The following is a 22,330-nucleotide window of genomic DNA, read 5'->3' on the forward strand; positions in this document are numbered from 1 at the left end:
CTCTATCTCTCACCGCGAGGGAAGTGACCCCCGATGGCGCGGGCACCCGGCAGCGTCACGCCCCGTGCGCTGTTCGACCGCCGCACCGCCCCCGTCGACGACCTGGCCGCGCAGGCCGAGGACGTGGCCCGGGCCTGCCACGCCATGGCCGTGCGCTTCCACCGCGGCGGCAAGCTGGTGGTGTTCGGCAACGGCGGGTCCGCGACCGACGCCCAGCACGTGGCCGTGGAGTTCGTGCACCCGGTGATCGTCGGCAAGCGGGCCCTGCCGGCGGTGTCGCTGGCCTCGGACGTGGCCACGCTCACCGGCGTCGGCCTGGACCAGGCCTTCGCCCACCAGATCCGGTTCCTGGCCGAACCCGCCGACGTCGCGCTGGCGCTGTCGGTCGACGGCCACTGTCCCAACGTCCTGAGCGGCCTGGCCGAGGCGCGCGCGCTGGGCATGTTGACGGTGGCACTGGTCGGCGGGGACGGCGGCCAGGTCGCGGAGCAGCGGGCGGCCGACCACGTGCTGGTCGCCCGCTCCGATGACCCGCGTGTGGTCAAAGAGGTGCACGTCACCGCGTACCACGTGCTGTGGGAGCTGGTGCACGTGTTCTTCGAACAACCCGGGGTCCTCGATCCGACGGTGCTCTGATGATCACCGGATCGGGTGAGGATCCCCCCTGCGCCGCTAACGGGTGCATCACCTGTGGCGACACCGCGGTGGTGGTCACCGTGGTGAAGCTGCTGCCCGACGGGCTGGCGGTCGTGGACACCGGCGCCGGGCGCGAGGAGATCAGCGTCGCCCTGGTCGACGCCGTGGTCGGCACGAGCGTGCTGGCCCACGCCGGCGAGGCCATCGCCGTGATCGAGGACCAGCCATGACCGGCGTCGAATCGCTCTACCCGTTCCTCTACGCCGACCAGGTCGACGTGGCCGCGGTGCTGGCGCAGGTCAGCGCCTCGACGGTGGCCAAGGCCCGGGAGATCACCGAGCTGCGGCAGCGGGTGCTCGCCGAGCAGGGCGAGCGGCTGGACCGCTGCGCGGCGCAGATGGCCGAGCGGTTCGCCGCGGGCGGGCGGCTGCTGTCGTTCGGCAACGGCGGCTCCTCCACCGACGCCCAGGAGGTCGCTGGGCTGTTCCTGTCCCCCGGCGGCGGGCATCGGCCGCTGCCGGCGCTGTGCCTGACCAACGACATCGCCGTGGTCACCGCGCTGACCAACGACATCGGCTTCGACGTGGTGTTCGCCCGGCAGCTGGCCGCGCTGTCCCGGCCCGGCGACATCGCGGTGGGGCTGTCCACCAGCGGCAACTCGGCCAATCTGCTGGCCGCGTTCGACGAGGCGGCCCGGCGCGGGCTGCTCACCGTGGGCGTGGCCGGCTACGACGGCGGGCGGATGGCCGAGCTGGACTCGGTCGACCACCTGTTCACCGTGCCCTCGGCCTCCGTGCACCGGGTGCAGGAGGCGCAGACCACCGTCTACCACGTGCTGTGGGAACTCGTTCTCGACCGGCTCAGGGGTGACAACACATGAGCACCACCGAAGAGCAGCCCATCCACATCCTCTGGATCAACGCCGGCCTGAGCTGCGACGGGGACTCTGTCGCGCTGACCGCGGCGACCCAGCCGTCCATCGAGGAGATCGTGCTCGGCGCCCTACCTGGGCTGCCGAAGATCGCCGTGCACTGGCCGCTGATCGACTTCGAGTGCGGTCCGGTGCAGGGCGCGGACAACTTCATCGACTGGTTCCACCGAGCCGACGCCGGCGAGCTGGAGCCGTTCGTGCTCGTCGTCGAGGGCTCCATCCCCAACGAGTCGATCAAGTCCGAGGGCTACTGGTGCGGGTTCGGCAACAACCCCGAGACCGGGCAGCCGATGACCACCAGCGAGTGGCTGGACCGGTTGGCCCCCAAGGCGTTGGCGGTGCTGGCGGTCGGCACGTGCGCCGCCTACGGCGGGATCCACGCCATGGCCGGCAACCCGACCGGGGCGATGGGGGTGCCGGACTACCTGGGCTGGGACTGGAAGTCCAAGGCCGGCATCCCGATCGTGTGCGTGCCGGGCTGCCCCATCCACCCGGACAACCTGTCCGAGACGATCCTGTACCTGCTGTACCTGGCGGCCGGGCAGGCCCCGATGATCCCGCTCGACGAGCAGCTGCGGCCGCAGTGGCTGTTCGGCAACACCGTGCACGAGGGCTGCGACCGGGCCGGCTACTACGAGCAGGGCCAGTTCGCCGCCGAGTACGGCGACCCCAAGTGCCTGGTCAAGATCGGCTGCTGGGGGCCGGTGGTCAAGTGCAACGTGCCCAAGCGGGGCTGGATCAACGGCATCGGCGGCTGCCCCAACGTGGGCGGCATCTGCATCGGCTGCACCATGCCCGGATTCCCGGACCAGTTCATGCCGTTCATGGACGAGCCGCCCGGCGCGCGGGTGTCGGCCGCGGCCAGCGGCGCCTACGGGTCGGTGATCCGCCGGCTGCGCGGCATCACGCTGCGCAAGGCCGACCGCGAGCCCAAGTGGCGCGCGAAAGGCAAGGAGCTGCACACCGGCTACACCTCGTCCTGGCGCTAGGGAGACCCCGATGACAACCTCTGACAACCTCGTCGAGATGTCGTGGGACCCGATCACCCGGATCGTGGGCAGCCTGGGCATCTACACGAAGATCGACTGGGCGGCCAAACGCGTCGTCGAGTGCCACTCCACGTCCTCGGTGTTCCGCGGCTACAGCATCTTCATGAAGGGCAAGGACCCCCGCGACGCGCACTTCATCACCAGCCGGATCTGCGGGATCTGCGGCGACAACCACGCCACCTGCTCGGTCTACACCCAGAACATGGCCTACGGCGTGCGGCCGCCGCACCTGGGCGAGTGGATCATCAACCTGGGCGAGGCCGCCGAGTACATGTTCGACCACAACATCTTCCAGGAGAACCTGGTCGGCGTGGACTACTGCGAGCGCATGGTCCGCGAGACCAACCCGGGCGTGCTGGAGCAGGCCGACCGCACCGAGGCCCCGCACGCCGGCGAGCACGGCTACCGCACCATCGGCGACATCATGCGCTCGCTCAACCCGCTGGAGGGCGAGTTCTACCGCGAGGCGCTGCAGGTGTCCCGGTCCACGCGGGAGATGTTCTGCCTGATGGAGGGCCGGCACGTGCACCCGTCCACGCTGTACCCGGGCGGGGTCGGCACGGTGGCGACGGTGCAGCTGTTCACCGACTACCTGACCCGGCTGATGCGGTACGTGGAGTTCATGAAGCGAGTCGTGCCCATGCACGACGACCTGTTCGACTTCTTCTACGAGGCGCTGCCCGGCTACGAGGAGGTCGGCCGCCGCCGGGTGCTGCTGGGCTGCTGGGGCTCGCTCAACGACCCGGCGTTCTGCGACTTCTCCTACCGGAACATGGCCGACTGGGGCCGCAAGATGTTCGTCACGCCCGGGGTGGTGGTGGACGGCAAGCTGGTGACCACCAACCTGGTCGACATCAACCTGGGCATCCGGATCCTGCTGGGCTCCTCGTTCTACGAGGACTGGGAGGACCAGGAGATGTTCGTGACGCAGGACCCGCTGGGCAACCCGGTGGACCGCCGCCACCCCTGGAACCAGCACACCATTCCCCGGCCGGCCAAACGGGACTTCGACGACAAGTACTCGTGGACGATGTCGCCGCGCTGGTTCGACGGCACCGACCACCTCGCCCTGGACACCGGCGGCGGCCCCATCGCCCGGCTGTGGACCACGGCGCTGGCCAACCTGGTGCACACGCCGTACGTGAACGCCACCGGGCACTCGGTGCGGATCGACCTGCCGCGCACCGCGACCAAGCCCGAGGCCAGCTTCGAGTGGACGATTCCCCGGTGGAGCAACGCCCTGGAGCGCAACCGGGCCCGCACCTACTTCCAGGCCTACGCCGCCGGTCTGGCCCTGCACTTCGTGGAGCAGGCGCTGGCCGAGATCCGCGGCGGCCACACCAAGACGTGGGAGAAGTTCACCGTGCCCGACGAGGCCATCAGCTGCGGCTTCACCGAGGCCGTGCGGGGTGTGCTGTCGCACCACATGGTGGTCCGCGGCGGGAAGATCGCCAACTACCACCCGTACCCGCCGACGCCGTGGAACGGCAGCGTGCGGGACTCGTTCGGCACGGCCGGCCCGTACGAGGACGCCGTGCAGAACACGCCGATCTTCGAGGAGAACAGCCAGGAGAACTTCAAGGGCATCGACATCATGCGGGCGGTGCGCAGCTTCGACCCGTGCCTGCCGTGCGGGGTCCACATGAACCTGTCGACCGGCCGGGTGATCGACACCGTGCACACCCCGCACGCGTTCCTCGGGGCGTGAGGCGGTGGCATCCGCAGGTGAGGTGGGCGACCGGGTCGAGCGGCTGCTGGCCGAGTTCGAGGCGGTCGCCGACCCGACCCTGGCCGCCCGCGCCGAGGAGCTGGTCCGCACGGTCGTGGAGTTCTACGGGGCCGCGCTGGAACGGGTCGTGGAGTTGGCGCCGGAGCCGGTGCTGGAGCGGCTGGCCGCCGACGGGCTGGTGTCGAGTGTGCTGGTGGTGCACGACCTGCACCCGCACAGCCTCCAGCAGCGGGTGCAGCACGCCCTGGACGCGGTGCGGCCCTACCTGGGGTCGCACTCCGGGGACGTCAGCCTGGTGGAGATCACCGACGACGGGGTGCTGCGGCTGGCGCTGGGCGGCAGCTGCAACGGATGCCCGTCGTCGATGGTGACGGTGAAGCTGGCGATCGAGCAGGCCATCGAGCACGCCGCCCCGGAGATCGTGCGCATCGACGTGGCGGGGGTGGTGCCGGAGGCGACCGGACCGGGCGGGCGGCCGCTGCTGCCGCTGGCGACGGCGGAGAAGGCGTCGTGGGTGGAGCTGGGCGAGGCCGACATGGTCGCCCCGGGCACCGTCTCCTCGGCGCGGGCGCAGGGCGCGGCGACGGTGGTGTGCAACGCCGAGGGGACGCTGTACGCGTATCGGGACCAGTGCTTCCGGTGCCGGGAACCGTTGTCCGGCGGGCATTTCGACGGGCGGATCCTGTCCTGCCCGTCGTGCGGCGCGGGCTACGACGTGGTGCTGGCCGGCCGGGCCGTGGACGGGAACGGGCACCTGGATCCGCTGCCCCTGCTGACCGAGGACGGCATGATCCGGGTGGCGGTGCCGGCATGACTTCAGGCTTGCGGCGGTTCGCCCAGCGACGTCCCGTGGACCGGCGGGAACGGTGCGAGATGTGCGCGCGGCCCATCGAGTCCGAGCACTCGCACGTGGTCAACGTGGAGTCGCGGGCCATCCTGTGCGCCTGCCGGCCCTGCTACCTGCTGTTCACCCACGACGGCGCGGGCAAGCACCGGGCCATCCCCTCCCGCCACGTCCACGTGCCGGACCTGGTCGGCGGCCGCGCGTGGTGGGAGTCGGCCGGGATTCCGGTGCGGATGGCGTTCGTGTTCACCAACTCCGAGCTCGGCGCGCCGGTGGCGTTCTATCCCAGTCCGGCCGGGGCGACCGAGTGCCTGCTGGCCCTGGAGTCGTGGACGCAGCTGCTGGCCGACAACCCGGCGGTGACCGATCTCGCGCCGGATGTGGAGGCGCTGCTGCTGAACCTGTCCGACGACCAGTGCGAGGGGTTCCTCGTGCCGATCGACGCCTGCTACCGGCTGGTGGGCCTGGTGCGGCTGCACTGGAAGGGCTTCGACGGCGGCACCGAGGCGTGGCAGGCGATCGACCGGTTCTTCACGGAGCTGCGGGCCCATGGCTGAGCTGGCCTTCGACTGCCTGGACGTGCGGCCCCTGCGCTACGGGGTCGGGCCCGCGCTGGTGTTCCGGCTGCGCATCGCCGAGGTCACCGCGGCCGCGGTGCACGCCATCGCGTTGCGGGTGCAGATCCGTATCGAGCCGCAGCTGCGGCACTACGCCGAGCATGAGGCGGAGCTGCTGACCTACCTGTTCGGGGAGCGGGCCCGGTGGGGCGAGACGCTCAAGCCGATGCAGTTCACCACCGCTTCGCTGATGGTCCCCAGCTTCACCGGCGCCACCGAGGTGGACCTGGAGGTGCCGTGCACCTATGACCTGGAGGTGGCGGCCGGCAAGTACTTCCACGCCCTGGACGAGGGCGCGGTGCCGATGGTGCTGCTGTTCTCCGGGACGGTGTTTGCCAAGGGAGACAGTCCTGATCAACCTCGGGGCTTCTGGGTGCACCCGATCCCGTGGCACCAGCAGGCGTCGTACCGGATGCCGGTGTCGGTGTGGCGGGAGCTGATGGACGCCTACTTCCCGCACGAGGCGTGGATCCGGCTGGACCGGGACACCGTGGACGCGATGCTGCGCTACAAGTCCGCGCACGCCATCCCCACCTGGGACGAGGCCATCCGGGCCTTGTTGAAGGAGTACTCGCCGTGAGCGTCGAGCAGGCGCGGCAAGTGGCCGACGCCGTGCTGTACGAGGGCTATCTGCTCTATCCGTACCGGGCGTCCGCGACCAAGAATCAGCTGCGCTGGCAGTTCGGGGTGCTCATGCCTCCGGGGTTCCCCGAGGAGAACAGCTCCTGTGTCACCCAGCTGCTGGTGGAGCCGTCTCTGCACACGGTGCTGCACCTGCGGGTCCGGTTCTTGCAGGTCCAGGCCCGCACGGTCCTCGTGAACGGCGTCGAGACGCCGTCGGCGGTCGTGGACGGCACGGAGTGGACCAGTTGGGACGAGGCCGTGCAGCAGGAGGTCGACGCCGTGCTGCGGTTCGCCGACCTGCTGGCTGGCGACAACACCGTGCCGTTCACGGTCGACGGCGGTGTCGAGCGTGAGCAGGTATCGACGGAGGTCTGCGTTGTGCGCCGGCGGTGGCCGCTGTCCGGCTCCATCGAGCTGCGGGCCGACGCCTTGCCCGGGCCCTATGGGGCATCCCGGCTTTCCGTCACCGTGGCGAATGTCTCCGGGTGGGCGGGCTCCAGCCGGGACGAAGCTCTGCGGCATGCGTTGATCGCCGCGCACACCGTGATGTCGGTGTCCCCGGGGCGGTTCGTGTCCATGGTGGATCCGCCGGAGTGGGCCAAGCCGGCCGTGCGGGAGTGCCGGTGCGAGCGGACGTGGCCGGTGCTGGTCGGGGACGCCGCCACGGCGCTGTCCTCGCCGATCATCCTCTACGACTACCCGTCGATCGCCCCCGAGAGCGCCGGGGAGCTGTTCGACGGGCTGGAGATCGACGAGATCCTCACCCTGCGCACCATGGCGTTGACCGACGAGGAGAAGCGGGAAGTCCGCGCCACCGATCCCCGGGCGGCGGCGATCGTGGACCGGGTGGACGCCATGCCGCCGGAGCTGCTGGACCGCCTGCACGGCGCGATTCGCTCTCTGACGCCGGCCCGCTCGGTGACGCCGGTCGAACCGAGCGTGGTCGTGGCCGGCGTGCGGGTGGCCAAGGGCTCGCGGGTGCGGCTGAAGCCGGGGATCCGGCGTGCTGACGCGCAGGACATGTTCCTGGCCGGGCGGTCGGCGACCGTGCAGGCCGTGCTGCACGACATCGACGGCGACCTGCACCTGGCCGTCGCCGTGGACGACGACCTCGACCCCGACTACGGGCGGTTCCGCTACTTCTCGGCCGAGGAGGTGGAGCCGCTGTGAGCGAGCTTGCGAGCGAACCATTCAACACAGCGAGCCGGCTCAGCGAGCCGCCGAGCGTCAGCGAGGTGGCTCGGTGAGCGTGCTGGTCGCGGGTGTCGGCAACATCTTCCTCGGCGACGACGGCTTCGGCGTCGAGGTCGCCCACCGACTGTCCACTGTGGACCTGCCGACGTCGGTCCACGTCCGCGACTACGGCGTGTCCGGCATGCACCTGGCGTTCGACCTGTTGGCGGGCTACGACACCACCATCCTGGTCGACGCCACCTCCCGCGGCGGGGCCCCCGGCACCGTGTACGTCGTCGAACTCGACCCGGTCAGCGAGCCCACCGGCGCCATCGACGCCCACGGCATGCAGCCGGAACTGGTGATGCAGCTGCTGGCGATGCTGGGCGGCTCGGCCGGGCGGGTGCTGCTGGTGGGCTGCGAGCCGGCCAGCGTGACCGACCACATCGGACTGTCCCCGCCGGTCGCGGCGGCGGTGGACACGGCCGTGCGCAAGGTGATCGAACTCGTGGAGGTGTGCGATGTGCCTGGGCATTCCCGGTGAGGTGATCGAGATCCTGGCCGACCGGCCCGACCTCGCCCGGGTCGACGTGTCCGGGGTGAAGCGGGCCATCAACATCGGCCTGCTGGAGGGCGAGGAGCTGGCGCCCGGCGACTGGGTGCTCATCCACGTCGGCTTCGCCCTGTCCAAGATCGACGAGGACGAGGCCCGGGCGGCGCTGGAGTTCCTGGAGTCGATCGGCAAGGCCTACGAGGACGAGATGGCCGCGCTGGCCGCGTCCCGGATCGAGGAGTGAGCCGTGCGTTTCGTCGACGAGTTCCGCGACGCCGACAAGGCCCGCGCGCTGGCATCCAAGATCGCCGGGCTGTGTGAGCCGGGGCGGCGCTACAAGTTCATGGAGGTCTGCGGCGGGCACACCCACACCATCTACAAGCACGGCCTGGAGGACTACCTGCCCGAGCAGGTGCAGCTGGTCCACGGGCCGGGCTGTCCGGTGTGCGTGATCCCGATGGGCCGGGTCGACGACGCCATCCACATCGCCCGCCAGCCGGACGTGCTGATGACCTCGTTCGGGGACATGATGCGGGTGCCCGGCTCCGGCGGGAACTTCTTCGACTCCAACGCCGAGGGCACCAGCATCCGCATGGTCTACTCGCCGCTGGACTCGTTGAAGCTGGCCCGGCAGCACCCGGACCGGCAGGTGGTGTTCATGGCCATCGGCTTCGAGACCACCGCCCCGTCCACGGCCATGACCCTGCTCCGGGCGGCCGCCGAGGGGCTGGAGAACTTCTCGGTGTTCGCCAACCACGTCACGATCGTGCCGGCGATCAAGGCCATCCTGGACTCCCCCGACCTGCGGCTGGACGGCTTCATCGGGCCCGGTCACGTGTCCACCGTAATCGGCTGCCGGCCGTATGAGTTCATCGCCTCGGTGTACGGCAAACCCGTTGTGGTGTCCGGGTTCGAGCCGCTGGACATCCTCCAGTCCATCTACATGCTGATGCTCCAGCTGCACGAGGACCGCGCGGTGGTGGAGAACCAGTACTCGCGGGTCGTGCCGTGGGACGGCAACCCGGTGGCGCTGCGGGTGATCAACCAGACCATGCAGCTGCGGCCCTACTTCGAGTGGCGGGGCCTGGGCTTCATCTCCCACTCCGCGCTGCGCATCCGGGACGAGTACGCCTCCTTCGACGCCGAGACCCGCTTCTCGGTGCCCGGTGTGCGGGTGGCCGACCCCAAGGCCTGCCAGTGCGGCGAGGTCCTCAAGGGCGTGCTGAAACCGTGGGAGTGCAAGGTCTTCGGCACCGCCTGCACGCCCGAGACCCCCATCGGCACCTGCATGGTCTCCCCCGAGGGCGCCTGCGCCGCCTACTACAACTTCGGCCGCTTCAGCCGCAAACGAGTCCAGGAGGTGTCGATCGGATGATCGACCGGGAGCAGCAGGTGCTGGACCGGATCGAGCGGCAGCGGCGGCGGCCGGCCAAGATCCGGGAAGAGCGGATCACCCTCTCGCACGGCTCCGGCGGCAAGGCCAGCCACACGCTGATCGAGGCGGTGTTCCTGGAGGCGTTCGGCAATCCGCTGCTGGCGCCCCTGGAGGACGCGGCACGGCTGCGCGTCGGGGACGCCAGGCTGGCGTTGACCACGGACTCCTACGTGGTGTCGCCGCTGTTCTTCCCGGGCGGGGACATCGGGGATCTGGCGGTGAACGGGACCGTGAACGACCTGGCCGTGTCCGGAGCGACGCCGCTGTACCTGACCTGCGGGTTCATCCTGGAGGAGGGGTTCCCGGTCGCCGACCTGACCCGGATCGCCGCCTCCATGCGGGCCGCGGCCGACCGGGCCGGGGTCGTGATCGTCACCGGCGACACCAAGGTGGTGGAGCGCGGCAAGGCCGACGGTTGTTACGTCAACACCGCCGGGATCGGGGTCGTGGAAGGCGCTTCGGAGTTCGGCGTTTCCGCGGTTCAGCCCGGAGATGCGATCGTGGTTTCCGGGCCGATCGGTGAGCACGGCGTGACGATCATGCTGGCCCGCGGGGAGCTGGACATCGAGGCCGACCTGGTCTCGGACACCGCGCCGCTGAACGGGCTGATCTCGGAGCTGCTGGCGGCCACGTCAGGCGTGCACGCGATGCGGGACGCCACGCGGGGCGGGGTGGCGACGATCCTCAACGAGATCGCCGCCGACGCACAGGTGTCGGTGGTCGTCGACGAGGACGCCATCCCGGTGCGGGCCGAGGTCCGGGGCGCCAGCGAGCTGTTGGGCATCGATCCGCTGTACGTGGCCTGCGAGGGCCGGTTCGTCGCGGCCGTCGCCGGTGATCAGGCCGCCGCGGCGTTGGCGGCGCTGCGCAAGCATCCGTTGGGCGCTGAGGCGGCGATCATCGGGCGGGTCGGCGCCGATCAGCCCGGCATGGTGTTGCTCAACACCGCGTTCGGCGGGACCCGGATCGTGGACATGCTGGTCGGCGACCCGTTGCCGCGGATCTGTTGACATGCATGAGCTGTCGCTGACCCAGGGCATCGTGGAGACGATCACCGACCGGCTCGGCGAGCGCCGGGTGGTGATGGTGAGGCTGGAGATCGGGAAGCTGGCCGGGGTGGTGGTCGACTCGGTGCGGTTCTGCTTCGACCTGGTCGTGGCCGGCACGCCACTGGAGGGCGCACGGCTGGAGGTGCTGGAGCCCGGCGGCAGGGCGCGCTGCCGGGACTGCTCGGTGGAGTTCCGGTGCGACGACCCGATCCTGTTGTGCCCGTGCGGTTCCAGCGACGTCGAGATCCTGGCCGGGATGGAACTGCTGATCAAAGCCGTGGAGGTGGAACCCGATGTGCGGGACGTGCGGGTGTGAGTCCGGCGGCGGCGTGGTCATCGACCTGGAGGAACGGCTGCTGTCCCGCAACGACCACCTGGCCGCGCACAACCGGGAGTGGCTGGCCTCGGTGGACGTGCGGGCCTACAACCTGATGAGCTCCCCCGGCTCCGGCAAGACCACCCTGCTGGAGCGGACCGTGCGTGAGCTCGACGTGCCGTGCTCGGTGGTGGAGGGCGACCAGGAGACCACCTTCGACGCCGACCGCATCCGGGCCGCCGGGGTGCCGGCCGTGCAGGTCAACACCGGGGCCGGCTGCCACCTCGACGCCGTCATGGTGCGCAGCGCCCTGGCCGAGCTCGACCCGCCCGCCGGCTCCCTGGTGTTCATCGAGAACGTCGGCAACCTGGTCTGCCCCGCCCTGTTCGACCTGGGCGAGACCGCCCGGGTCGTGATCGTCTCCGTCACCGAGGGCGAGGACAAGCCGCTGAAGTACCCACACCTGCTGCGCACCGGCGACGTCGTGCTGCTCAACAAGGTGGACCTGCTGCCGTACGTGGACTTCTCCGTGGACCGCTTCCTGCACTGCCTGCGCCAGATCAACCCGCACGCCCCGGTGCTGCCGGTCTCGGCGCGCACCGGGGAGGGACTGCCCGACTTCTACGCGTGGCTCAGGACCGCAGGAACTCCAGCAGGTCGGCGTTGATCGTCTCGGCCTCGGTCGTCGGCATGCCGTGTGGGAACCCGGGATAGGACTTCAGCGTGCCGTTCTGGAGCAGCTTGGCCGACAGCGGCGCGGAGTCGGCGTAGGGCACGATCTGGTCGTCCTCGCCGTGCATCACCAGCACCGGCACGGTGATCTTGCGCAGGTCCTCGGTGAAGTCGGTCTGGGAGAAGGCCACGATGCCGTCGTAGTGGGCTTTCGCGCCGCCCATCATGCCCTGGCGCCACCAGTTCTGGATGATCGCCTCCGACGGCTCATGGTCGGGCCGGTTGAAGCCGTAGAACGGGCCGGCCGGCAGCGCCCGGTAGAACTCCGACCGGTTGGCCGCCAATTGAGCCTGCAGGTCGTCGAACACGCTCTTGGGCAGGCCTCCCGGATTCGCGTCGGTCTGCACCATCAACGGCGGGACCGCGCTGATCAGCACCGCCTTGGCGACGCGGCTCTCCCCGTGCCGGGCGATGTAGTGCACCACCTCGCCGCCACCGGTCGAGTGCCCCACGTGCACAGCGTCGCGCAGGTCGAGGTGCTCGGTCACCGCGGCCAGGTCGTCCGCGTAGTGGTCCATGTCGTGGCCGTCGCCGGTCTGCGTGGACCGGCCGTGCCCGCGCCGGTCGTGGGCGATGACGCGAAAGCCGTGCTGTAGGAAGAACAGCATCTGGGTGTCCCAGTCGTCGGCCGACAGCGGCCACCCGTGACTGAACACGATCGGCTGGCCGGACCCCCAGTCCTTGTAGAAGATCTCCGTGCCATCGCTGGTGGTGACGGTGCCCATTCGCCGGCCTCCGGTTGTCTACGGCTCAGGAGTCCCCCTTGCCCGCAGGCTAGCGCCGGTCCGGCAGCACGGGCAGGGCCGCAGCGGCCAAAGTGCTTGGCCAGAACCGGTCGCTGCCCGTTCGGGCGGCTTAATCCCGTGCGGCCGCGACCGGTGGTGATGTTCGATACCCGGATGAGCCCTTTGGAGTCCTTGCGGCAGGCCGTGGTCCGCACCAGCGAGCTGACCCGGGACCGGCCGGCCACCGGGTTGAGCCACGACGACGCGGACGACCAGGCCGGCACCATCGACACCGACAGCGCCCGCGGCTTCGACCCGTTCCCGCTGCTGCGGGCCCTGCAAACGGCCGGTGCCCGGGTGGCGGCGATCGGGCAGGTCGCCGGCATCCTGCACGGCTCACAAGAGCTGACCGGGGACCTCGACCTGCTCTGGGACGGCGACCCCGGCCAGTCGTCCGCGCTGGTCCAGGCCTTCACCGCCGTCGGCGCTCACCTGCTCGACGACGACCGCCAGCCGGTTTCCCTGGCCCCATCGGCATTCCTGCTGCCCAAGGTCCAGTTCGAGTCGGCAACGGCCAGCGGCGACCTCTGCACGCCGGAGCTGCCGTGGGGTTCACTCGATGTGCGGGAGTTCCTGTCCCGGGCGCTGACCGTGTCCGATGTGGACGGTCTGGAGGTGCACTACCTGCGGCGCGCGGACCTGGTGTCAATGCGCCGCGCCGTCGGCCGTCCCAAGGACCTGCGCCGCGCTGCCGAGCTCGAACTCCTGTAGAAAGGCGGCCTGTCGTGGCTGTCCCGGTAGATCAGTGGCTCGCCGTGCGCCGTCGGCTCAACCAGTCCCGCGGGCCGCTCACCCGCAGCGCCGCCCTGTGGTATCCCACCGAGTGGTCCGTGGCCGGGACTCCGTTCCTGGCCTTGTGGCTGCCCGATCGGCCCGTTCCGGTCGACGATCTCCGCCTGGTGTGGTCGCTGTCGCCGCGCGTTCCCGCGCCGGCGCTGGATTTCCTGCCCGAGGGCCACTCCTCCTACAGCGCGGCCATCGGCGGCGTGGACCGGCCCGCGCTGTTCGAGGACCGTCCCTGCTACCGGCTGTTGGCGGTCGCCGATGGCCGTCTCACCTTCGGTCCCGGCCGCTACTTCGACAAGCTCGACTCCGCCGAGGCCCTGGCCCATGAGTACTGCGCCGGCGGCTCGTCGCTTCGCTCCCAGATCAACGACCCGTTCGATTTGCTGGCCCGGTCGGTCATCCCCGACGTGCAGACCTTGGTCATCAGCCGGGACGGCCGGTTCCTGGTGCAGTGGCGCGATCCCATGAAGGTCGCCACCAACGGCGGCGTCCACGGTCTCGTGCCCACTGGCGAGTTCCAGCCCTCCGGCAGCGACGTCCTCGGCGACCTCAACCTCCGCCGTCTGGTCGCCCGCGAGTACGCCGAGGAGATCCGGGGCGTTCCCGAGCTCGTCGACCCGCCCGCCTCCTTCTACGAGCCGTTCCGCTTGATGCCCCTGCACGTCCTGGGCATCGGCCTCGATCCGTTGACGCTGGCCGCCAGTATCCTGACCGTGGCCGTCGTCGATTCGCTGGATGACGCCGTGGATGCCAACGCCGAGGGCCGTGTCGTCCGCTCGGGCCTGCCGTTCGACGCCGCGACGGTGGGCCGGTTCGTCCGCCGCGAAGCCATGACGCCGGCGGGAGCGGCCGCCCTTGCCCTGGCCTGGCGGGCGCGAGCCAACAGCCGCTAGTCCTGCAGCGCCGTGAACAGGCCGAGCAGCAGAGTGGCGCCGATGCCGTAGGCGGCGATGGTGAGGGCGGTGTGCGGGTCGGCGACGTCCCGGGTCAGCGTTGGCACCGCGTTGCCGACGGGGTCGTAGCGGATGCTGATCCGCTGCCCCTGCTCGACGTCGTCGTAGCGCGAGGGGTTGGTGATCATCGAGGGCTGGCCGCCGTCGCAGTGCAGGCCGTACTCGAACCAACTGCCGTCGTCGTCGGACCGCTCGGTGATCGAGGTGACCCGGCAGGCCACGTCGCGGCCCCGTTCGGCCAGCAGCCACTGGTTCACGCCGATCAGGCCGGCGACCAGGATCACCGCGGCGGCCACCCCGAACACCAGCGAGCCGCCATCGTCGGTGCCGTGGTCGACCATGAACAGCCAGAACCAGAAGCAGACCAGCCCGCCGGCGACGATGATCACCGCGCCCAGCAGCCAGTTCCACGGTGCGCCGGGACCGTCGAAGACGTCCCAGCCCAGCGCCAGCACGCACGCCACGAACCCGAGCGGCAGTCCCAGGCCGAGCGCGATGTATCCCAGATACCGCACGGCCCCAGGGTGGCATCCGGCACAGCGGTCACGGGTCCGTTTGCCCGAAACCGGCCACGGCAATCTGGCCGAGGCTGACGCCGCCGTCGTTGGTCGGCACGCGGTGATGGGTCAGCACCCGGAAGCCGCTGTCGGCCAACGACTTCACGACCCGGGTGAGGAGCAGCGCGTTCTGGAAGACGCCGCCGGACAGGGCGACGGTGGTCAGGCCGGCGCGGTCGCGGGCCTGCTGGCAGCCGGCGACGATGGCGGCGGCGACGCCGTTGTGGAAGCGGGCGGCGATCACCGGACGGGGCGTGCCCTGGTCGCCGAGGATGCCGCGCAGGAGGTCGACGCCTTGCACGATCAGCTCATCGACCCGGACGGGATAGGCGTCCTCGACCGTGGGATCGGCGAGTTGTTCGAGCTCGACGGCGGCCTGACCCTCGTAGTTGATCTCGTCGCGGACGCCCAGCAGCGCGGCTGCGGCGTCGAACAGCCGACCGGCGCTGGAGGTCAGCGGCGAGTTGATTCCCTTGCGGGCCATGGCGACAACGGTGTCCCACTCGGGCCGCCAGCCGGGCGCCGAGGTGCCGAGGTAGGCGGCGGCCATCCGCCACGGCTGGCGGATCGCGGCCGCGCCGCCGGGCATGGGCACGGTGGCCAGATGCCCGATCCGCTCAAAGCCGGCCAACGAGGCGATGAGGAACTCGCCGCCCCAGATGGTGCCGTCGGGCCCGTAGCCGGTGCCGTCGAACGCCACGCCGATCACCGGCCCGGACTCCCGGTTGTCGGCCAGGCAGGAGGCGATGTGGGCGTGGTGGTGCTGCACGCCCACGAGCTCCACCCCGTCGAGGCCCAGGGCGTGCTTGGTGGACAGGTACTCGGGGTGCAGGTCATGGGCGACGATCCGCGGCGTGATCTCGAACAGCCGGCTGAAGTGCTCGATTCCCTCGGTGAACGACCGGTAGGTCTGCGCGTTCTCCAGGTCGCCGATGTGGTGGGAGACGAAGGCGTGGTCGTCCTTGGCCAGGCAGAACGTGTTCTTCAGCTCGGCCCCGCAGGCCAGCACTGGCCGTTGGCAGCGAAACGCCAGGGACACCGGCTCGGGGGCGTAGCCGCGGGAGCGGCGCAGCAGAGCCCCGGCGCGGACCACGGAGTCGTCGGTGCGGATGTGGATGGGCCGGTCGTGGTCGAGCACGGCGTCGGCGATGCCGGCCAGGGGTGTGCTGTCGCGGTAGGCGATGGGCTCGTCGGACAGGTTGCCGCTGGTCAACACGATGGGCTCGCCGAGGTCCCGCAGCAGCAGGTGGTGCAGCGGCGTGTATGGGAGCAGCACGCCCAGCTGCCGGTTGCCGGGCGCGACCGCTTCGGCGACCGGGGCGTCGGCCAGGCGTGGCATGAGGACGATCGGGCGGCGATGGCCGGTGAGGTCGCGCGCCGACTGCTCGTCCACCTCGCACAGCAGCCGAGCCTGGTCGAGGTCGGCGGCCATGACCGCGAACGGCTTGTCCTCGCGGTGCTTGCGGGACCGCAGCACGGCCGCCGCCGACGGGTGAAAAGCCGCCACGGCCAGGTGATATCCGCCGAGACCCTTGATGGCCAGCACCTCGCCGCCACGCAGGCGGCGGACGGCCTCGGCCAGCGGATCGCGGGCGTCACCGAGCGCCAGCCGGGGTCCGCAGGCGGGGCAGCAGGTGGGTTGGGCGTGGAAGCGGCGGTCGGCGGGGTCCTCGTACTCGGCCCGGCACAGCGCACAGAGCGTGAAGCCGGCCATGGTGGTCAGCGGCCGGTCGTAGGGGACGTCGCGGACGATGGTGAAGCGCGGGCCGCAGTTGGTGCAGTTCACGAACGGATACCGGTACCGGCGGTCGTGTGGGTCGAACAGTTCCCGCAGGCAGTCCTCGCAGGTCGCCGAGTCCGCCGACACGAGGGTGTTCCGCACGCCGTGTGCGTCGCTGGCGGCGATCTGGAAGCCGGCGGCGCCGCGCAGGGCGGCCTCGCGGACGTGGATGTGCTCGATGCGGGCCAGAGGCGGGGCGTCGCGGGGCAGCGCGGCCAGGAACTCCCCCACGTCCTCCGGCGCGCCCTCGACCTCGACGAACACGCCGGCGACGTCGTTGCCGACCCGGCCGGCCAGGCGCAGGCGGGTGGCCAGCGCGTGCACATAGGGGCGGAAGCCGACCCCCTGCACGACTCCGTCGACCCGAACGTCCCTGCGGATACGCCGGTCCACGCCGGTAGTGTCGCACCCGTTAGGGTCACCCGCCGTGAGCGAACCCGGATCGATCATCGACGCCACCGACGCGCTGTCCTCGGTGCCCGCGGCGGGCGCGCGCCGCTGCGCCCCGCAGACCGGCCGGATCCGCTGGTACTTCGGGCCGATGGACTGCGGCAAGTCCACGCTGGCCCTGCAAATCGACCACAACCAGGCCCGGCAGGGCCGGCACGGCCTGGTGCTGGTGCGGCACGACCGGTCGGGCCGGCCGCAGATCTCCAGCCGGATCGGCATCTCCCGGCAGGCCACCGAGGTCGCCGACGACGCCGACCTGCGGCTGCTGGTGCGGTCGCGGTGGGCGGCCGGGCTGCGGGTGGACTACCTGGTGGTCGACGAGGCGCAGTTCCTGTCCGCCGCGCAGGTGGAGCAGCTGGCCGAGTTGGCCGACGACAGCCAGGTGGACGTGTACTGCTTCGGCATCGCCACCGACTTCCGCAGCCGCATGTTCCCGGGCGCGCGGCGGCTGTTCGAGCTGGCCGACGAGCTGCACCCGGTGCAGGTGGAGGTGCTGTGCTGGTGCGGGCTGCCGGGGCGGTTCAACGCCCGGGTCAACGGCGGGCGGGTGATCCGCGAGGGCGACACCGTAATGGTCGCCGACACCGACCACGCTGACGAGGTGCGGTACCAGGTGCTGTGCCGGCGGCACTTCCGCACTGGGGAGCTGGCCGAGGACCTGGTGTCGCCGCAGCAGCTGAGCCTGACCTGAGGTGCGCCTCACAACGGCCCGCCCGGCGGTTGCAGAACGCGTCGATCGGGTACTCGCCGGACGGAGTCGGGATGCCGTTCGGGCAGGTTCTGCGGTCACCACGGACCGTGAACAGCTTCGCGTTGGCCACATATGCTACGCTCTGTCATCGAAAGTCCGAGAAAATGTCACTCATTGAGGTCTTGTCGGCACGCCTGGTTGCGGAATGCAGTCAGATGAGTCGGCCGTGTCGGCTGGAAGCGGCACGGACTAGGCCATTCGTGTGATAGTTGCACTCGGTAGCTGGATAACGCGTCACGACGTCCGACCGATTGCATCTCTGAGACGGGACACTCTGGTTGACACGTGAACGACGTCACCCTGGGTGCCGAAACCCCTCGCCGGGGAACGATTGGACCAGTCCCGTCGTTGCACTCGGTAAGCACAACCCGGGGCGTGATGCCCCGAGCCGAGCGAAAGGACACCGTCATGGCGGACCGCGTTCTGCGTGGTAGCCGGCTCGGTGCGGTCAGCTACGAGACTGACCGCAACCACGACCTCGCGCCGCGCCGGTCGGTGCGGTACGCGTGCCCGAAGGGGCACGACTTCGAGGTGCCGTTCTCCGACGACGCCGAGATCCCGCCGGTGTGGGAGTGCCGACTGCACGGCCTTGAGTCGAAGATCATGGACGGCAACGAGCCGGAGCAGAAGAAGATCAAGGCCCCGCGCACACACTGGGACATGCTGCTGGAGCGCCGCAGCATCCCGGAGCTGGAGGAGCTGCTCACCGAGCGTCTGGAAGAGCTCAAAGGCCGCCGCACCCGCACTGCGTAGGATGGCGCCGCCTCCGGCGTCGCGGCTCGGCCGCTCGTGACCGCTGCCTTCCCTGGCCGGATTTAACCCGCCGCATCGGCTCGGGTGGGTGGTTGCCTCGAGTGGCGGCGGGTGAAATCCGGCGACGGTCCAGGCAGCGGCGCGGCCGAGCACTCTCTTGGCCCACCACGAAGTAAGAAAGACCCCCTGGCCTCGTGGCCAGGGGGTCTTTCGCCGTCTGCACCAAGCTAGCGCTTGATGATGCCGACCTGCTCCAGGCGGCGGCGCACGCCCCACTTGGTGACCCGCCACAGCGCCTCGCGCACGATGGAGCCGCTCATCTTGGACTCGCCGACGGCGCGTTCGGTGAAGGTGATGGGCACCTCCACGACCTCGAAGCCGGCCTCGATGGTGCGCCAGGTCAGGTCGATCTGGAAGCAGTAGCCCTGCGAGGCCACCGAGGTGATGTTGATCTTCTCCAGGACCTCGCGGCGGAACGCCTTGAAGCCGCCGGTGATGTCGCGGATCTTGGCGCCCAGCGCGATGCGCGAGTACAGACCGCCGCCGCGGGAGATCAGCTCGCGGTACTTGGGCCAGTTCACCACCCGGCCGCCGGGCACGTAGCGGGAGCCCAGCGCCAGGTCGGCGTCGGTGAGGGCGTCCAGCAGCCGGGGCAGGTCCTCGGGCGCGTGCGAGCCGTCGGCGTCCATCTCGACGACCACGCCGTAGTCGCGGTCCAGCGCCCAGCCGAAGCCGGCCACGTAGGCCGCGCCGAGGCCGGCCTTCTCGGTGCGGTGCATCACGTGCACCCGCTCGTCGGCCGCGGCCATCTCGTCGGCGAGCTGCCCGGTGCCGTCGGGGCTGCCGTCGTCCACCACGAGCGCGTGCACCTCGGGCAGCGCCTCGTGCAGCCGTGCGACGATGGGGCCCAGGTTCTCCCGCTCGTTGTAGGTCGGGATCACCACCAGCACCTGGCCGAGCTCCGCGCGGCTGTCCCGCTGGTCCGCCATCTAAGATCCTCTTCCGGTGTTCTCGTGTCGTCAGGTCGTGCGTTCCCGGCTCCTGGCCGAGCGGTCGCGCAGTCGTGCGCCGACCGCCAGCGCCAGAGCCGCCAGACCGGCCAGCGACGCCACCCATTCGGGCCAAGCGCCGAGCCGGGTGGCCAGCGTAGCGGTCGTGCGCAGCGGCACTTTCGCCACCAGCGTGGCCGCGGTGTAGAGGCCACTCTGGCGGGTGATGGAGCCGTCGGGCTGGACAACGGCGCTCACGCCGCTGGTCGCCGAGACGGCCACCGCGCGCCCGTACTCCACCGCCGACACCCGGGACATTGCTAGCTGCTGGTAGCTCATCTCGCCGGGCCCGTACCACGCATTGTTGGTGGGAACCGCCAGCATTGTCGCACCGGCCCGGACCGCGTCGCCGACCACCTGGTCGTAGGCGATCTCGTAGCAGATCGCGACGCCGACCGTGGTGTTGTCGATGGGCAGCGCGCCGGGCTTGTCGCCGGGGACCATGTCGCGGGTGTCGGCGACGAACGGGGTGACCGCGGCGGAGATGGAGCGCAGCGGGATGAACTCGGCGAACGGCACCAGCTTCTGCTTGGCGTAGCGGGGGCCGGGGCCGGTGTTCGGGTCCCACACCTGCACCACGTTCTGGATGGTGGTGGGGTTCTGGATGAGCCGGCCGCCGATCAGGAACGGCACGCCGACATCGGCGATGGCCCTGGACAGCTCGGGGTCGTCGGTGGGGTCGGGGTCCAGGTCGGTGGCGACCTCCGGCCACACCACGATGTCGGGCTTGGCGACCTTGCCGGCCTTGATGTCGGCGGCCAGCTGCTCGGTGGCGGCGATGTGGTTGCGGCGCAGGATGGGCGTGTCGTACATGAGGTTGATGCCGTCGTCGGGGGCGTTGCCCTGGATGATGGCCACGGTGCGGGTGCCGGCCTCCGCGTTGGTGCCGACCAGCGACCAGCTCGCCGCGCCGGCCGCCACCGGCAGCACCAGCAGCGCGGCCGGCAGGACCAGGGCGCGGCGGCGCTGGCCGGCCCGGATCCGGGCGATCAGCTCGGTGAGGCCGGCGCCGGTGACGATGACGGCGAAGCCGAGCAGCACAGTGCCGCCGATGGAGGCCAGCGGCAGGAACAGGCCCTCGGGCTGGCCGAAGGCGACCTTGCCCCATGGGAAGCCGTCGAACGGGAAGTTCTCGCGCAGCACCTCGCTGCCGATGAACAGCGCCGCCATCCACACCGGGCCGCCGCGCAGCTTGCTCACGGTGGCCATGGCCGCGCCGGCCAGCGCCATGTACAGCGACACCACGAACGACAGGCCCACCCACGGGAACGGTCCGAAGTCGGCGCCCAGGAAGCTCTGCAGCCAGGTCAGCAGGGGCAGCGTGAAGGCCAGGCCGAAACACAGGCCGTAGAGGAACCCGCCGCGGGCGCTGCGGTGCCGCAGGGCCGCCGCGAACAGGGCGAACGCCAGCGGCGCGAGGTACCAGAGGGTGCGGGGCGGGTAGCTGGCGTAGAAGATGCCGCCGCCGGCCAGGGCCGCGGCGACGCGGACCAGCACGGGCAGGGCGCGGCGACGTCGGGACGGCGTCGGGACGGGGATGTCGGGTTCCGACGTCACAGCGGGGGCGGCCACCCGTTCAGCCTACGGCCCGGCTGTGAGGCCCTTGTACACACGGTGACCGGTTCACCGGCTGGTGCGAAGTTGTGACCGTTGATCCAGCACGGCGCACACACCCAGTCCGACCAGCAGGAATCCGATCCCGGCGGCCAGCAGCCGGGCCTCCGGGTAGCCATGGGCCAGCAGGTAGCCGGCGGCCGCGCCGACGATCCCGGCGACGGCTGCGATCGCCAGCCGGCCCAGCCGCTGGTGGTCCCAGCCCCGCCACACCGCGGCCGCGGTGATGACCAGGCCGGCCAGCATCGACAGGTACGGCAGGCCGAAGTTGAAGCCGTAGCGCAGGGGCAGCGCCGGCACCATGAACATCAGCAGGAACCAGCCGAGCGAGCTGGCGACCGAGGACATGGTGGGGCCGTGGGTCACTGGTCGGCGGGCCCACCACCTCGCCACCGCCAACACCGCCAGCGCTGTTGCGACGATCGGCAGCCAGGAGACGGTGTGGCCGAGGTTGTAGAGGGTCACCGTGTCGTAGACCGCCAGCACGATGCAGCCCAGCGCGCCCACGGAGGCCACGAACGGCAGCAACCGGGGTTGGCCCGGCGCGCCTTCGGACAGCAGCGGCAGCAGCAGCGGCGTGACGACACCGGACACCACCCGGATCGCGATGTCGCCGACGGTGTAAGGGCTGGGCAGATCCCACTCGATCAGGCAGAACGTCACCGTGAACGACGCCGACAGCAGCCACCGCGCGTCCACGGCCCGGCGGAACACCTCCGCCCCGAACCACCGGCACACCAGCAGGTAGGACAGCACCCCGAACGGCAGCTCGATCGCCGACTGGGCGTGCAGCACCGTCCACGGCCACGCCGGCAGCTCGTACTGCCATCCGCCGAGGTCAGCCAGGTCGAACCAGCCGGGCGGCATATAGCGGGCGATGAACGAGGTGTCCCCGTGTCGCACCTGCGCCACGTAGGCCGTGAACAGCACCTGGTTGCCGAAGAACAGGCCGATCACCGCGGCCAGCCACGTTCCCGGGTGCCGCAGCCATCCCCCGCCCGGCCGCTCCACCGCGCCCCCGCGCGGCAGCCACCACACACCCACCACCGTCGCCGCGACGATCACCGCCGCAAGTACCAACTCCCCCACCACAGAAGCCTATCGCCGCCCCGAAGTTGCCCGAACGTTCCCGGCGGCAGTCAGACAGGCAACACCGGCCGGTCG

Annotated in this window: 25 protein-coding genes; 19 read left to right on the plus strand and 6 right to left on the minus strand. The window is 70.6% G+C overall.

Features of this window, described 5'->3' with window-relative positions:
• The first annotated feature begins 33 nt into the window (after positions 1-33).
• From JJ691_RS13340 to hypB, 15 genes are all read left to right on the plus strand, one after another.
• Positions 34-636, plus strand: coding sequence for a D-sedoheptulose-7-phosphate isomerase (locus JJ691_RS13340; RefSeq protein WP_211769086.1), 603 nt, complete (start codon positions 34-36; stop codon positions 634-636).
• A complete protein-coding gene (locus JJ691_RS13345; RefSeq protein ID WP_211769087.1) occupies positions 636-866 on the plus strand; it encodes a HypC/HybG/HupF family hydrogenase formation chaperone in 231 nt (76 codons plus the stop codon). The genes JJ691_RS13340 and JJ691_RS13345 overlap by 1 nt, the downstream gene beginning before the upstream one ends.
• Positions 863-1,516, plus strand: a complete 654-nt coding sequence (locus JJ691_RS13350; RefSeq protein WP_211769088.1) for a D-sedoheptulose-7-phosphate isomerase — start codon at positions 863-865, stop codon at positions 1,514-1,516. Before JJ691_RS13345 ends, JJ691_RS13350 begins: the two co-directional genes overlap by 4 nt.
• A complete protein-coding gene (locus JJ691_RS13355; protein ID WP_211769089.1) occupies positions 1,513-2,556 on the plus strand; it encodes a hydrogenase expression protein HypE in 1,044 nt (347 codons plus the stop codon). Before JJ691_RS13350 ends, JJ691_RS13355 begins: the two co-directional genes overlap by 4 nt.
• Positions 2,557-2,566: 10 nt before the next feature.
• Positions 2,567-4,324, plus strand: coding sequence for a nickel-dependent hydrogenase large subunit (locus tag JJ691_RS13360; RefSeq protein ID WP_211769090.1), 1,758 nt, complete (start codon positions 2,567-2,569; stop codon positions 4,322-4,324).
• Positions 4,325-4,328: 4 nt separating this feature from the next.
• Complete coding sequence (locus JJ691_RS13365) at positions 4,329-5,159, plus strand: NifU family protein (RefSeq protein ID WP_211769091.1); 831 nt, start codon at positions 4,329-4,331, stop codon at positions 5,157-5,159.
• Entirely contained in the window at positions 5,156-5,746 is a 591-nt protein-coding gene (locus tag JJ691_RS13370) for a DUF5947 family protein (protein ID WP_211769092.1), read from the plus strand. The genes JJ691_RS13365 and JJ691_RS13370 overlap by 4 nt, the downstream gene beginning before the upstream one ends.
• Positions 5,739-6,386 carry a DUF6084 family protein gene (locus JJ691_RS13375; RefSeq protein WP_211769093.1) on the plus strand — a complete coding sequence of 216 codons (648 nt, stop codon included), beginning with the start codon at positions 5,739-5,741 and terminating at the stop codon, positions 6,384-6,386. The genes JJ691_RS13370 and JJ691_RS13375 overlap by 8 nt, the downstream gene beginning before the upstream one ends.
• Positions 6,383-7,600, plus strand: a complete 1,218-nt coding sequence (locus tag JJ691_RS13380; RefSeq protein WP_211769094.1) for a hypothetical protein — start codon at positions 6,383-6,385, stop codon at positions 7,598-7,600. Before JJ691_RS13375 ends, JJ691_RS13380 begins: the two co-directional genes overlap by 4 nt.
• A gap of 79 nt (positions 7,601-7,679) precedes the next feature.
• A complete protein-coding gene (locus tag JJ691_RS13385; RefSeq protein WP_211771450.1) occupies positions 7,680-8,147 on the plus strand; it encodes a hydrogenase maturation protease in 468 nt (155 codons plus the stop codon).
• A complete protein-coding gene (locus JJ691_RS13390) occupies positions 8,125-8,400 on the plus strand; it encodes a HypC/HybG/HupF family hydrogenase formation chaperone (protein ID WP_211769095.1) in 276 nt (91 codons plus the stop codon). Before JJ691_RS13385 ends, JJ691_RS13390 begins: the two co-directional genes overlap by 23 nt.
• A gap of 3 nt (positions 8,401-8,403) precedes the next feature.
• Entirely contained in the window at positions 8,404-9,531 is a 1,128-nt protein-coding gene (gene hypD / locus JJ691_RS13395; protein WP_211769096.1) for a hydrogenase formation protein HypD, read from the plus strand.
• Positions 9,528-10,601: a hydrogenase expression/formation protein HypE gene (gene hypE / locus JJ691_RS13400; protein WP_211769097.1), complete on the plus strand. Its 1,074-nt coding sequence runs from the start codon at positions 9,528-9,530 to the stop codon at positions 10,599-10,601. Before hypD ends, hypE begins: the two co-directional genes overlap by 4 nt.
• Position 10,602: 1 nt before the next feature.
• Positions 10,603-10,956, plus strand: coding sequence for a hydrogenase maturation nickel metallochaperone HypA/HybF (locus JJ691_RS13405; protein WP_211769098.1), 354 nt, complete (start codon positions 10,603-10,605; stop codon positions 10,954-10,956).
• Positions 10,934-11,623 carry a hydrogenase nickel incorporation protein HypB gene (hypB, locus tag JJ691_RS13410; protein WP_211769099.1) on the plus strand — a complete coding sequence of 230 codons (690 nt, stop codon included), beginning with the start codon at positions 10,934-10,936 and terminating at the stop codon, positions 11,621-11,623. The genes JJ691_RS13405 and hypB overlap by 23 nt, the downstream gene beginning before the upstream one ends.
• On the opposite strand, the gene JJ691_RS13415 is transcribed toward hypB, so the two are convergent.
• Positions 11,589-12,413 (minus strand): alpha/beta fold hydrolase, encoded by an 825-nt coding sequence (locus tag JJ691_RS13415; protein ID WP_211769100.1) that lies wholly within the window; start codon positions 12,411-12,413, stop codon positions 11,589-11,591. The genes hypB and JJ691_RS13415 overlap by 35 nt on opposite strands.
• Before the next feature lie 174 nt (positions 12,414-12,587).
• Here JJ691_RS13415 and JJ691_RS13420 point away from each other — a divergent pair, with 174 nt between their 5' ends.
• Both JJ691_RS13420 and JJ691_RS13425 read left to right on the plus strand, forming a co-directional pair.
• A complete protein-coding gene (locus JJ691_RS13420) occupies positions 12,588-13,184 on the plus strand; it encodes a hypothetical protein (protein ID WP_211769101.1) in 597 nt (198 codons plus the stop codon).
• 14 nt (positions 13,185-13,198) lie between these two features.
• A complete protein-coding gene (locus tag JJ691_RS13425; protein ID WP_211769102.1) occupies positions 13,199-14,152 on the plus strand; it encodes a hypothetical protein in 954 nt (317 codons plus the stop codon).
• On the opposite strand, the gene JJ691_RS13430 is transcribed toward JJ691_RS13425, so the two are convergent.
• Both JJ691_RS13430 and hypF read right to left on the minus strand, forming a co-directional pair.
• On the minus strand, positions 14,149-14,727 hold the full coding sequence (locus JJ691_RS13430) for a hypothetical protein (protein ID WP_211769103.1): 579 nt from the start codon (positions 14,725-14,727) through the stop codon (positions 14,149-14,151). The two genes, JJ691_RS13425 and JJ691_RS13430, sit on opposite strands and share 4 nt — an antisense overlap.
• A gap of 28 nt (positions 14,728-14,755) precedes the next feature.
• The gene (gene hypF / locus JJ691_RS13435; protein WP_442912773.1) at positions 14,756-16,930 is read right to left on the minus strand and encodes a carbamoyltransferase HypF; all 2,175 of its coding nucleotides are present in this window, start codon (positions 16,928-16,930) and stop codon (positions 14,756-14,758) included.
• Between the two features lie 46 nt (positions 16,931-16,976).
• Here hypF and JJ691_RS13440 point away from each other — a divergent pair, with 46 nt between their 5' ends.
• The gene (locus JJ691_RS13440) at positions 16,977-17,690 is read left to right on the plus strand and encodes a thymidine kinase (protein ID WP_211769105.1); all 714 of its coding nucleotides are present in this window, start codon (positions 16,977-16,979) and stop codon (positions 17,688-17,690) included.
• A gap of 468 nt (positions 17,691-18,158) precedes the next feature.
• Positions 18,159-18,503 carry an RNA polymerase-binding protein RbpA gene (locus tag JJ691_RS13445; RefSeq protein ID WP_043714016.1) on the plus strand — a complete coding sequence of 115 codons (345 nt, stop codon included), beginning with the start codon at positions 18,159-18,161 and terminating at the stop codon, positions 18,501-18,503.
• A 227-nt stretch (positions 18,504-18,730) separates the two neighbouring features.
• On the opposite strand, the gene JJ691_RS13450 is transcribed toward JJ691_RS13445, so the two are convergent.
• Genes JJ691_RS13450 through JJ691_RS13460 form a run of 3 tightly spaced genes read right to left on the minus strand, consistent with a single transcriptional unit; the run spans position 18,731 to position 22,255 of the window.
• On the minus strand, positions 18,731-19,492 hold the full coding sequence (locus JJ691_RS13450; protein ID WP_211769106.1) for a polyprenol monophosphomannose synthase: 762 nt from the start codon (positions 19,490-19,492) through the stop codon (positions 18,731-18,733).
• Positions 19,493-19,522: 30 nt separating this feature from the next.
• Entirely contained in the window at positions 19,523-21,124 is a 1,602-nt protein-coding gene (lnt, locus tag JJ691_RS13455) for an apolipoprotein N-acyltransferase (RefSeq protein ID WP_211769107.1), read from the minus strand.
• A 51-nt stretch (positions 21,125-21,175) separates the two neighbouring features.
• Entirely contained in the window at positions 21,176-22,255 is a 1,080-nt protein-coding gene (locus tag JJ691_RS13460; protein ID WP_211769108.1) for a hypothetical protein, read from the minus strand.
• Positions 22,256-22,330: the final 75 nt, after the last annotated feature.

Origin of the sequence: Kutzneria sp. CA-103260, assembly GCF_018263855.1 — a bacterium.
Taxonomy (GTDB): Bacteria; Actinomycetota; Actinomycetes; order Mycobacteriales; family Pseudonocardiaceae; genus Kutzneria.